Origin of the sequence: Saccharopolyspora terrae (assembly GCF_004348435.1) — a bacterium.
Taxonomy (GTDB): Bacteria; Actinomycetota; Actinomycetes; order Mycobacteriales; family Pseudonocardiaceae; genus Saccharopolyspora; species Saccharopolyspora endophytica.
The window spans coordinates 17,766-29,028 of sequence record NZ_SMKS01000071.1; the positions used below are offsets into that span (position 1 = coordinate 17,766).

Genomic DNA, 11,263 nt, shown 5'->3' on the forward strand with positions numbered 1-11,263 from the left:
ACCCACAACCGAAGAAGTCCCCACCGGAGAACCTCAGCTCCCGACCCACCCGGAGACTCTCGAAACCCGGAATACCGCCGTAATCCGGCACCCGAATACGGCAGTAATCCGTCCCCCCCACCGCGGCAGTGACCCGTCACCGGCTACCGCGGTGCTTCGGACACCGAATACTGCCGTAATCCGGTACCCGATTACCGCAGTGATCCGTCCTCCGATTGCTGCGGTTTTCCGCGAACAGGGGTTGAGTGCGGGGTGTTCAGGTCTGGTGGGTGTCGTGTGAGGGAAGTCGATGAGTCTTCGTCAATTCGAGTACGCCTTGGCCGTCGCCTGCCCGCCGCGTAGGCGCTCACGGTCGGCATGCCGATGACGTTCGCGGCCGAGGTGGTGAGGACGATCCCCGCATCGGGCCTCAGCAGCGGCACGAGCTTCTGCACCGTGAAGTAGGAGCCCTTGACGTTGACGTCGAACTGCTCGTCGTAGGCCTCCTCCGTCATCGACTCCAGCAGCATCCTGCGCGTGATCCCGGCGTTGACGAACAGGCCGTCCACCGTGCCGAACTCGCCCTTGACCCGTTCGGCCAGCGCGTCGAGGTCCTCCAGCGAGGAGACGTCGCCCGGACGGTCACCGCGTTGCCGCCGAGCCGTTCCGGGCGGCGTCGAGCGAGGCCTGCGAGCGGCCGGTGATCGCCACCCGCGCTCCGCCGTCCACGAGAAGCTTCGCCAAGGAGAATCCCATTCCGCTGGCGCCGCCGGTGATCACCGCGTTCTTCGTCGAGTAGTCGACCATTTGCTTCCCCTCAATTCTCAGCCGCGGTGGAGGGCAACCGCTTGGACCTCGTGCGCGTGCACGAGCGCCTGCAGCGCTTCGCGGTCGGCGCGCTCGACGGACTCCCGTCTCGCTGCGGACCGCGAGATTGGGCATCACCGCGCGAGTTCGGCGATCTGCTCCGTCGAGGAGCAGTTGAGCGCGACGGCCGCGTGGGATGCGAGGATTCGTCCGTACTGCTCACACAGGCTTGTGAAGCCGTACGGTTGGGTGGAATAGAGGTCCAGAGCCGCGATCCCGTCCTGCTCCGCGTAGAGCTGGTACCCGATCATGCTTCCGACCCCCAACTGCCGCGCGCCCGGGATGAAGTGCGGCCACCGCTTCTCGGTGCGCATGTCCACGACGCGGTACGACGTCTCCTCCCAGGCGGCGTCGAAGCACGGGCCTTCCTTCAGCTGCCCCTGGAGGTGGTTGGTTTCGACGACCAGGGTGCTGCTGGCCATCGCCGTGACGACCTCCTTCTCGAACACCAGCAGGACGCCTGAGTAGTGGCACGACGGCACGAGCTCCACCGCCAGGCTGGTGATGCGGGCCAGGATGTTCGGCAGCGTCCGCTCCACGTGGATCGCCCGCGCCATTGATTCCATCGTCTGTGGAATTTCTTCCTTCGTCTTGTCGAACCACATTCCCAGCACCTCCGACCTCACTACCCGGGCCCTGAACTCGTTCGTCGACGACCTGGGGTTCTTGGAGCACCCCTGGACCCGGGTTACCCGGCCTGCCGCTCCACATGCGGTACCCGGCACGAACAAGCCGCCCCTCGCGCAACAACCCCCGCACGCGCCACACTCGGTCCAAGCAGCGGGACGTCGGCTCCGGGGCGATCGGATGTGCCGAAGGGACCTTCCGCACCGCTTTCCGACGCACCTCTCCGGTGCCTGCGGTTGTTCGGGCGGTAGCGCGGCACACGTTCGAGACGTGATTCCCGCGAGGGCCGGGGTTTCGTCTACGAGGTCGAGCCCTCGACACCCCCGACCACTACCTGTTCCCGAGATTCGACCCGCGCTGCCGCAGCGCCCGAGAGTGACGCCGCCAACGGGAGGCACGAGGTCAGGTAGGGGGCGATGTAGGTGTGACCTACGACCTCCGCGACAATCCCGACGGCGCCCGCACCCGGGCTCTGCTCGGCAACCGCGTCACCGAGCCTGGAGCCCGTGAACAGCTCACATCCACGTCCGCATCCGCCCGCTCGAGCGCCGAAAACAGGGCCGACATCGATCCGATGCCGGCCCCGTTCCCGCGTCAGTGCCCTGCCAGGGGTGTTGCGATCTCGTTCGGCGCCTGGGGAAGCGCGCCGGTCGCGGTCTTCTGGCCGGACGCGAGGTCGATCGCGTGGATCTCCCGCTTGGCCGGGTCGGTCACGTACGCCGTGCCACCGCGGACGAACAGCGCCGGACGCGGCTGCTGCCACTCCAACGGCTCCTCCCACTGACCGATCACCGGGATGCTGCGGACCACGCGGGCCTGGACCGGGTCGATCACGTGCAGCTGCCCGTCGGTGCCCAGCACCAGCGCCTCACCAGCCGGGCCGCGACCCAGCGAGCGGAAGGTGTAGCTGGTGCCGAGGTCGACCAGCTTCAGCGAGGAGTCCGCGGTGTTGACCAGCGCGACCTGCTGCGGGCGTTCGAGTTCCGCGTGCTCGTCCTGCTTGTAGTCGCCGAGCACGACCGGCGAGTGCTCGCTGCCCGCCTGGTTGCCGATCCGCCCGTACGGCGTCGGGCTGGCGATCTTGGTGATCGCGCCGTCGCGGTAGACCAGAGCGCCGTTCTCGCACCCGATGACCACGGCCTCGCCCTGCGCGACGGCCTCGCCGTGCACGCCGGGGCAGTCCTCGTTCCGGGTGATCTCGTGGCGGTGCTCGTCGAGGACCGCGATGCCGGTGCGGTCCTCCTCGTTGCCCAGCGACAGCACCATCTGGCCGTTGGACAGCTCGACCGCGACGCCGTGGTGGGCTTCGGCGGCCGTGTGCTTCTCGGTGGCCGGCTCACCCCCGGCGAGCTCGGCGGTGTCGAACGAGGTCACCTCGCCCGTCCCGTCGGAGAACAGGACCGTGCGACCGGCGTTGCGCACCACGTGACCCGGTTTGGGCGCCGGGAACTGCACGTCGGTGAGCTGGGCGCGCACGGCGTTCAGTGCCTGGAAGCCCGTCGAGGTCGACACCATGACGTGCTCGGCGTCGCCGGCCGGGTTGAGCCGGTTGAAGCCAGGCAGCGGGATGTCCTCGGCCACGGCCAAGGTCTTCCCGTCGAGCACCAGCACACCGCCGTCGTAAGTGGTCACGATCGGGTCGGGCACGGCGGGGCGGGGCTCGGCGGGCGCGGCGGCCTGCTGGGCGCCGGAACCGCACGCGGTCAGGGCAAGCGCCATCGTGGCGACGGCCACCGGTAAGCGAACCGGTTTCACCATGGTTTTCTCTCCTTCTCCGAGGGTGGTCAAGCGCCGAGTCCGGAGGTGATCGCCTCGGTGTTCGCGCGGGTCATCTCCAGGTAGGTGGCGGCTCCCCCGCCGGGCTCGCTGAGCGATTCGGTGAACAGCGGCGTCACGCGGACGTCGATGCCGGCCTGCTCGGCCAGCACCCGCGCCAGCCGGTCCGGTTGCGAGGAATCGGCGAAGATCGTGCGCACGTTCGCGCGGCGAACGGCGTCGGCCAGCGACGACAGGTCGGAGGCGCTGGGCGAGGCCAGCGTCGTGCCGCTGGGGATCACGGCCCCGATCACCTCGAACCCGTAGCGCTGGGCGAGGTAGCCGAACACGTGGTGGTTGGTGACGAGCTTGCGCTGCTTGGGCGGGATGCGCTCGAACCGCTGCGCCGCCTCGGCTTCCACCGCCAGCACCTGCTGCCGGTACTGCGCGGCACGGGCTTTCACCGCTGCCGCGTCGATGCCGTCGACGTGGGCCACGACCTGGTCGGCGATCAGGTCGACGGCGCGGGCGACGCGCGACGGGTCGGTCCAGAAGTGCGGGTCCGGTTGGGAATCCGGCCCGGCGATCTTCAGCGGGTCGACGTGCTCGGCGACCGCGAAGGCCGGAACGCCCTCGGCGACCGCGGCTTGGACGTTGCGCTGCACGCCCTCCTCCAGGCCGAGCCCGTTGTGCACCACGAGGTCGGCCTGTTCGAGTTCGGCGGCCTGCTGCGCGGAGATCCCGAACGAGTGCGGATCGGCTCCGGGCGTCATCAGGACCGACACCGGCACGTCGTCGCCGACGATCTGCCGTGTGATGTCGCCGAGGATGTTGGTCGTCACGACCACGCCGGGCCGCTGCTGCGCCCCGGCGGAGCAGGCGGTGAGGGTCAGCAGCGCGGTGATCAGCGCGAGGACGGCGCGGGTTGCGGTGCGCTTCATCGGCCGGTCTCCACCAGGTGCGCGGCCTGCCCGCCCAGCCGGAAGCTGCGGGCGATGCGCAGACCGTCGTTGTAGTCGATCTCGTGCACGGTCCCCGCGGCGACGTCGTTGACGTACGCCCGCGACGTGTCGACCTGGATGCTCGGCGGCGGGCCGCCGGGCGGGATCACCTGGTTGCGGGCGATCTCGGTGCCGTCCTCCCGGTAGGCGCGCATCGTCCCGTCGGTGCCGACGGACAGCAGCGAACCGCCCGCACCGACGGCGTTGACCGCCGCCACCGGGCCGGTGGGCACGTGCTTCCAGGACCGCTTCGACAGGTCCAGCAGCCACGCGCCGTCCTCGCCCGCGAGCGCGGCCAGGGTGTCGCTGCCGGGGCGCTGGTGGAACTCGCTCGCGCGAGGCGCCGCGCCCGGCGGGTAGGCGATCTTCTCGCCGCGGAACGGCCCGTCGTCGGCGGTGACGAGCAGCGCTCCGTCGGCGCACCCGAACACCACGCCGCGACGCGTCACCGCGGTTCCGGCGGGTTCGGGGCACGGCTGGGGGATGCGGGCGGTTTCGGCGCCGGCGCGGTCCAGGACGCGCACCGCGTCGCCGGAGAGGGCGAGGACGTGCTGCTCGAAGGGCACGGCGGCGGTCCCCGGCTCGACGCGCAGGTCACCCGCCCGCTCGATCCGGCCCTTCTCCAGCGGTTCTCGGTTCAGCAGCACCGTCGCGCCGTCGGCACCGGACAGCGCGACCACCACCTTGTCGCTCTGCGCCTGCACCGGCGTGGCGAGCGGGATCTCGCCCAGCTCGCGGATCTCCGCGCGGTAGTGGTGGATGTGGTCGCCGTGATCGACCGTCCACGCACCGCTGTCGACGACGTGCACCGAATTCGCGTCCGACACGAAGCCGAAGCGGCCGTCGGTGACGACGTCCCGGATTCCCGGAACGGGTTGGAGGTCCCGGGTCTCCTCGGTGAGCAGGTCGAGCACGCGCAGCGCTCCCCCGTCCTCGGCGACGATCAGCCGGGACTGCGCTTCGGCTGTCTCCTCGGCGCCTTCGACGTAGCCGTGCGGCACCGGGGGTGGTGGCGGTGGTGGTTGCGCACAGGCGCCGAGCGCGAGCGCGCCCAGTGCGATCGAGAACAGTTGCAAGCGGCGACGTTTCACGCGACCGGCTCCTCTACCTTCGAGACGTGCTCTGCTCGGGTGGTCGGCGCCCGTCCCCGGTCGCGCAGCGCGGACAGCAGGGCGGACAGGAAGAACAGCGCCACCGAGGTGGCGGCGATGCTGGCCCCGGCGGCGGTCCCCCAGTGCCACGAGGCGAGCAGCCCGAGCACCGTCGAGGCGGCGCCGAAAGCGGCGGCACCAGCCATCACCAGCGGGACCCGGTTGGCCCACAGGGTCGCGGCGGCGGGCGGGGCGATCAGCAGGCCGAAGACCAGCAATGTGCCGACGACCTGGAAGCACATCACCATCGCCAGCGTCACCAGCCCGGTCATCAGCAGACCGGCCAGGCGCGGGCGCATCCCCAGCGTGTGGGCCTTGCGCGGATCGAAGGTCAGCGCCAGGAACGGGCGGTAGGCGGCGATCGACACGACGAGCGCGACCACCAGCGCGATCGCGAGCCGCACGAGGTCGCCGTCGGTCACGGCGAGCACGTCGCCGAACAGGAATCCGGTCAGGTCGACGGCGAAGGACTTCGAGTGCGACACGACGATCACACCGGTCGCCAGCATCCCCACGAACAGCAGGCCGATGCCGGTGTCACGAGAGAGCCACCGCGACCGGTCCAGCGCCGACACCCCGGCGGCCATCGCACCGGCGCTCAACGCGGCCCCCAGCAGCAGGTCACCGCCCAGCACGGACGCGATCGCCACGCCCGGCAGCATGCCGTGGGACATCGCGTCGGTCAGGAAGGCCATGCCCCGCAGCACGACCCAGGTCCCCGCCAGGGCGCAGATCACCGACACGAGCACACCAGCCCACAGCGCGCGCTCCACGAAGGAGACCCCGAACGGGACTAATAGCCAATCCATGGGGATCAACCTATAGTGGAAATGAATGTCGTTCTCAACATTGTGGCGTGACTTCGCCCACTGCCCCGGAGAGGAAATCGTGAGCAGCATGCCGCGAACCGCCGTCGCACTCAGCCGTTTGCAGGCTGGCTACCAGGGGAAACAGGTGCTCGACATCGAGTCGGCGGAGTTCCCGGCGGCCCGGTTAACCGCCGTGGTGGGCCCTAACGGCGCGGGCAAGTCCACGCTGATGGCCGCGCTCGCGGGCACCCTGCCCAGCAGCGGTGCGCAGCGCAACGACTACGAGGGGCGACCGGCGTTCGTGCCGCAGCACAGCGCGATCCCGGAAGCCCTGCCCTGCACGGTCTTCGACGCCGTGGCGATGGGCCGGTGGGCCGAGCGCGGACCGTGGCGCAGGCTCAACGCGGCGGACCGCGCGGCCATCGATGACGCGATGGACCGACTGGAGGTGCGGCACCTGGCCGAGCAGCGCATGAGCGCGCTCTCCGGCGGTCAACGGCAGCGCGTCCTGGTCGCGCAAGGGCTCGCGCAGCGCGCGGAACTGCTGCTGCTCGACGAACCCGACGCGGGCGCCGACCCGAAGGCCCGCGGTCTCATCACCGATGCCGTCCGGGCCGAAACGCGTTCGGGCCGCACGGTCGTCCAGGTGTCGCACAACCTCGCCGAAGCGCGCCAGGCCGACCACTGCGTCCTGCTGCACCGAGGCCGCGTGCACGCAGCCGGCACCCCGGACGACGTCCTCACCCCCACCACGATCAACGAGGTCTGGACACCGTCATGATGAGACTGCGAACGGCTCGACAACGTGGCGGTCGCCGCCGTTTCAAGTGACCGACTCAGCTCGCAAACCGAGTGCGGAATCAGCACCTACCCCTTCTGGGCGCGTGTGAAGTCTTCCAGCCAGGCGTAGTTGGGGGCGGCCTCGCCGTTCGGTTCGGGCCGCACGGTCGCGGAGGCGTAGATGCTGTTGAGCAGCCACGGGGTGCTCTTGGCGTTGAAGTCGACGCCGGACATAGCCGCGTCCTGGCCGATTCCGTAGGTGGCCACGGCGAGCTTGCCGGTGGCCCGGAACTTCGCCATCTGCTCGCTGAGGTAGTGCTTGTTGTCCTCGAACCAGGGGCTTTCGCGCAGCAGGTCGTACCAGCGCCGCTTCGGGAAGGGCTTGTTCAGCGCGTTGCGGATGACCTGCCAGATCTCGGTGTCCGCCGGAACCCCGTACTTCTCGGCGTAGGCGGCCGGGATCGTGTCGGAGAGGTGGTCCTTCCACAGGTGCACCAGGGAGAACTCGGTGACGAGGAACTTCTTGTCGCCGAGCCTGGGCAGGACGTAGTCGAGATACGACTGGGCGCCGTCGGGCCGGTCGACGTGCGGGTGGATGTCGGTGCCCTCGATCTCGGGTGTGTCGCGGACGTAGGTCATCCAGCGCTCGGTACCGCTGTTGATCCACTCCTCGGGCTGGTCGAGGTGGTTCAGCGCACCCATGTAGAGGACCGTCTTGCACCCGTCGGGGAAGTTCTTCGCCCGGTAGTCGATGACGTGCTGAGCCACGGCCTCGTAGAAGTCGTTGATCGCGCCGTTGGTCCAATCGACCTTGGGACATTCGATGAACGGCTCGTTGCCGATGACGAGAACGTCGACCTCGCCCATCACCTCGGGCAGCACTGCGTCAACCCTGGCCAGGTCCTTTTTCATCTCCTCGCTTCCCGGCCGAGGAATTCTGTCGTGCTTACCCGGAAAATAGGGGAACTTCAGAGAGAGCACGGCACCGTACTTGCGATCAACCGCCTCCAGCAGAGCGGCGACCGCCCGGTGGTCGGCCGCCGCTCCTTCATCGAGGTCGGGCATCGCCGCGAAGCCGCGCACCCAGGTCGCCTCGGCGCGTTCCAGCCCTGACCAGGTCATGATGCTCGGGTCACCGTTGAAGTTCGCTCCGAGAACCCCGGTGGGAGAGCTCATCCGCGCGGCGCCTGCGGCCGCGTTCTCCGCGGGCCGGATGCCGCAGGACGCGGCGCCGAAAGCGGCGGCACCGGCCGCTGACAATTGGATCAGTCGCCGTCGTGAATAGGAACTCATGCGTCCACATATACGCGACGTGCACTTCGGACACTCCCCATTGCAAAAAACGTAGACATGATCGATACCACCTCGACTTGACGGGCGAATGCCTTCGAAGCAGGATTCCCGATCACCATCCGAAATCGAACACAGGAGTTGACTCGGGTGAAACTGCATCGTTCAAGCAGCGTGCTGGGTGCCGCGCTGCTGGTCACCGCGGGCGCGGTCGTGCCCCTCGCAGGCGCCGGCCCGGCCGAGCCGCCCTCGCGCTGCGCGAGCGACGACACGTGGGAGATGTCGACCGACCGGTTCGACCCCGCCTACACCTCGCACGCCTTCGTGGGCAACGGCTACCTCTCGCAGCGCGTGCCACCGACCGGCGCCGGCTACGTCGCCACCGGCGAGAAGACCGGGTTCCCGCTCGAAACCCCGCGCTACGACGGTGCTTTCGTCACCGGCCTCTACGGCGAAGGTCCCAGTTCGCAGACCGACGTGCCCAGGCACGCCATCGCGGCCATCCCGACCTGGTCGTCGCTGACCGTCCGCGCCGGCGAGCACACCTTCAGCCCGCAGACCCCGCCGGAGCAGATCTCGAACTTCCGCCAGGCGCTGAACGTCCAGTGCGGTGTCGTGTCGACGTCGCTGACCTGGACAGCCCCGGACGGCAAGGTCACCGATCTCACCTACGACGTCGTGGCCGACCGGACCAACCCGCACGTCGGAGCCGTCCGCGCGCGGGTCGCTCCGCGCTGGTCGGGGCAGGTGGAGGTGTCCGGCGCGATCGAGGGCGCGGGCGCCCGCCGGATGCACCCGACCGCGGGGAAGGCCGAGGGTGAGACCGTGCGCGTCGGTTTCGAGACCGACGGCGTCGGCGCTCGCGGCACCGTCGCGTCCACGCTGGTCGCACCCGACGACGTGCGCGCGACCTCGCAGCAGCGCGTCGACGGCCTCGACGCCGAGCAGAAGGTCGGCTTCGACGCGGAGCAGGGCAATACCTACGAGTTCGGCAAGTTCGTCGGCGTTGACACCGCGCTGACCACACCGGATCACGAGGCCGCCGCCGTCAGGGCCTCGCAGGAAGCCGCCGAGCGCGGTTGGGACGACCTCTTCGACGACCACGCCGCGGCGTGGAAGGAGCTGTGGGAGAGCGACATCCGCGTCCCGGACCGCCCCGACCTGCAGAAGTCGTTGCGCTCCAGCAAGTACGCGATCCTGTCGAGCATCCGCGAAGGCCAGGACACCAGCGTCGCTCCCGCCGGTCTGAGCAGCGACAACTACGCGGGCCTGAACTTCTGGGACACCGAGCTGTGGATGTACCCGAGCCTGCTGCTGCAGCACCCCGACATCGCGAAGTCCGTCGTGGCCTACCGGGAGAAGACGCTGCCCGCCGCGCGCGCCAACGCCCGGTCCATCGGACAGCAGGGCGCGTTCTACCCGTGGACCAGCGCCGACAGCGGTGACCTGCAGAAGGACTGCCACAGCTGGGACCCGCCGCACTGCCTGACCCAGAACCACCTGCAGAGCGACATCGCGCTGTCCACCTGGCAGTACTACCTGGCCACCGGCGACAAGACCTGGCTGCGCGAGCACGGCTGGCCGGTGCTGCGCGGCGTGGCCGAGTACTGGGCAGGGCGCGTGACGCCCAACGCCGACGGCACCTTCTCGATCAACGACGTCGCGGGCCCGGACGAGTACAGCAACGGCGTCAACGACGGTGTGTTCACCAACGCGGGCGCGGCCACCGCGCTGCGGCACGCCAGCGAGGCCGCGCGGGTCCTCGGCGAACCCGCTCCCCCGGCGTGGAACGCCATCGCCGAGAAGGTGCGGATGCCCTTCGACCAGCAGGCGCAGGTGTTCCGGCAGTACGACGGGTACGCGGGTCAGCGGATCAAGCAGGCCGACGCGGTGCTGCTGCAGTACCCGCTGGAATGGCCGATGCCCAAATCGGTCGCGCAGAACACGCTCGACTACTACGCGCCGCGCACCGACCCCGACGGGCCGGCGATGACCGACTCCGCGCACGCCATCGACGCCGCCGCCATCGGCGAACCCGGCTGCGCGACCAACACCTACCTCGACCGGTCGATCCGTCCGTTCGAGAAGGACCCGTTCGCCCAGTTCTCCGAGGCGCGCGGCGAACGAGCCGGTGAAGGGGCGGGCGCGCCGACGTTCAACTTCCTCACCGGTGCCGGCGGCTACACGCAGGTCTTCACCCACGGGCTGACGGGCATGCGCTGGCGCGGCGACGAGGTCGTCCTCGACCCGACGCTGCCGCCGCAACTCGGCGAGGGCGTCGAGCTGACCGGGCTGAAGTGGCAGGGCCGCACGTTCGACGTCCGCATCGGCGGCCACCAGACGACGGTGGTCCTGCGCAGCGGTGACCCGTTCACCGTGCAGGCCCCGGAGGGCGAGCACGTGGTCAGCGAGGCGCAGCCGCTGATGCTCAAGACCCGCAGGCCGGACCTGGAGCCGACCGACAACCTGGCGCGCTGCAAGTCGGCGGAGGCCACCAGCGAGGAACCCGGTCGCTACGCCGAAGCGGCCGTCGACGGCAACGCGGCCACGCCGTGGCACCTCAACGGCCCGCAGGGCTCGGCCACCGTCGACCTCGGCGCAGCGCAGCGGATCTCGCAGATCGCGCCGCGCTGGAGCGAGATCGCCCCGACCTCGCACCGCCTGCTGACCTCGCTCGACGGCCGCACGTTCACCGAGGCCCCGGCACAGCTGTCGGAGGGTCACCTGGCCCGCTACGTCCGAGTCGAACTCACCGGTCCCGAAAGCCCGGACCACACGGGCATCAGCGAACTCGAAGTCCGCTGATGCCTCGGTGCCCCGGGGTGCACCCCCTGCACCCCGGGGCACCGGTCAGTCCTGGCCCGAACCGCCCATGATCAAAACTCCTTCCACCCGGTCGGTTCAGACCAAAACCGCCCACTCCCCCACCCCTCGCACCCGTGAAACCTCAAGTCCCCAACTTCCACTGAAGCCCGGTCCCCAACTTCCACTGAAATCCGGGTCC

10 protein-coding genes are annotated in these 11,263 nt (G+C 69.6%); 2 read left to right on the forward strand and 8 right to left on the reverse strand.

What is annotated here, in order from left to right:
- Nucleotides 1-191 precede the first annotated feature (191 nt).
- The 7 genes from E1181_RS26685 to aztB form a co-directional block, all read right to left on the reverse strand.
- Complete coding sequence (locus E1181_RS26685) at nucleotides 192-599, reverse strand: SDR family NAD(P)-dependent oxidoreductase (RefSeq protein WP_328590911.1); 408 nt, start codon at nucleotides 597-599, stop codon at nucleotides 192-194.
- Between the two features lie 22 nt (nucleotides 600-621).
- Nucleotides 622-786, reverse strand: a complete 165-nt coding sequence (locus E1181_RS32350) for an SDR family NAD(P)-dependent oxidoreductase (protein WP_235877066.1) — start codon at nucleotides 784-786, stop codon at nucleotides 622-624.
- Nucleotides 787-920: 134 nt separating this feature from the next.
- Nucleotides 921-1,451, reverse strand: a complete 531-nt coding sequence (locus tag E1181_RS26690) for a GAF domain-containing protein (protein ID WP_132678928.1) — start codon at nucleotides 1,449-1,451, stop codon at nucleotides 921-923.
- Nucleotides 1,452-2,067: 616 nt separating this feature from the next.
- Nucleotides 2,068-3,231 carry a zinc metallochaperone AztD gene (aztD, locus tag E1181_RS26695; protein ID WP_132678930.1) on the reverse strand — a complete coding sequence of 388 codons (1,164 nt, stop codon included), beginning with the start codon at nucleotides 3,229-3,231 and terminating at the stop codon, nucleotides 2,068-2,070.
- 26 nt (nucleotides 3,232-3,257) lie between these two features.
- Nucleotides 3,258-4,169: a zinc ABC transporter substrate-binding protein AztC gene (gene aztC, locus E1181_RS26700; RefSeq protein ID WP_132678932.1), complete on the reverse strand. Its 912-nt coding sequence runs from the start codon at nucleotides 4,167-4,169 to the stop codon at nucleotides 3,258-3,260.
- Nucleotides 4,166-5,320, reverse strand: a complete 1,155-nt coding sequence (locus tag E1181_RS26705) for a hypothetical protein (protein ID WP_165944763.1) — start codon at nucleotides 5,318-5,320, stop codon at nucleotides 4,166-4,168. Before E1181_RS26705 ends, aztC begins: the two co-directional genes overlap by 4 nt.
- A complete protein-coding gene (gene aztB / locus E1181_RS26710; RefSeq protein WP_132678934.1) occupies nucleotides 5,317-6,189 on the reverse strand; it encodes a zinc ABC transporter permease AztB in 873 nt (290 codons plus the stop codon). Before aztB ends, E1181_RS26705 begins: the two co-directional genes overlap by 4 nt.
- An 88-nt stretch (nucleotides 6,190-6,277) precedes the next feature.
- Between aztB and aztA the strand changes: the two genes are divergently transcribed.
- Nucleotides 6,278-6,970, forward strand: coding sequence for a zinc ABC transporter ATP-binding protein AztA (gene aztA / locus E1181_RS26715; RefSeq protein ID WP_132678936.1), 693 nt, complete (start codon nucleotides 6,278-6,280; stop codon nucleotides 6,968-6,970).
- 86 nt (nucleotides 6,971-7,056) lie between these two features.
- On the opposite strand, the gene E1181_RS26720 is transcribed toward aztA, so the two are convergent.
- Entirely contained in the window at nucleotides 7,057-8,229 is a 1,173-nt protein-coding gene (locus E1181_RS26720; RefSeq protein ID WP_235877068.1) for a zinc ribbon domain-containing protein, read from the reverse strand.
- 180 nt (nucleotides 8,230-8,409) lie between these two features.
- Here E1181_RS26720 and E1181_RS26725 point away from each other — a divergent pair, with 180 nt between their 5' ends.
- Nucleotides 8,410-11,064 carry a glycosyl hydrolase family 65 protein gene (locus E1181_RS26725; RefSeq protein ID WP_132678938.1) on the forward strand — a complete coding sequence of 885 codons (2,655 nt, stop codon included), beginning with the start codon at nucleotides 8,410-8,412 and terminating at the stop codon, nucleotides 11,062-11,064.
- Nucleotides 11,065-11,263 lie beyond the last annotated feature (199 nt).

Excerpts from the sequence above, each read along its gene's own strand:
- E1181_RS26690 (WP_132678928.1), bottom strand. The coding sequence starts at position 1,451 with ATGTGGTTCGACAAGACGAAGGAAGAAATTCCACAGACGATGGAATCA.
- E1181_RS32350 (WP_235877066.1), bottom strand. The coding sequence starts at position 786 with ATGGTCGACTACTCGACGAAGAACGCGGTGATCACCGGCGGCGCCAGC.
- aztB (WP_132678934.1), bottom strand. The coding sequence starts at position 6,189 with ATGGATTGGCTATTAGTCCCGTTCGGGGTCTCCTTCGTGGAGCGCGCG.
- aztD (WP_132678930.1), bottom strand. The coding sequence starts at position 3,231 with ATGGTGAAACCGGTTCGCTTACCGGTGGCCGTCGCCACGATGGCGCTT.
- aztA (WP_132678936.1), top strand. The coding sequence starts at position 6,278 with ATGCCGCGAACCGCCGTCGCACTCAGCCGTTTGCAGGCTGGCTACCAG.
- aztC (WP_132678932.1), bottom strand. The coding sequence starts at position 4,169 with ATGAAGCGCACCGCAACCCGCGCCGTCCTCGCGCTGATCACCGCGCTG.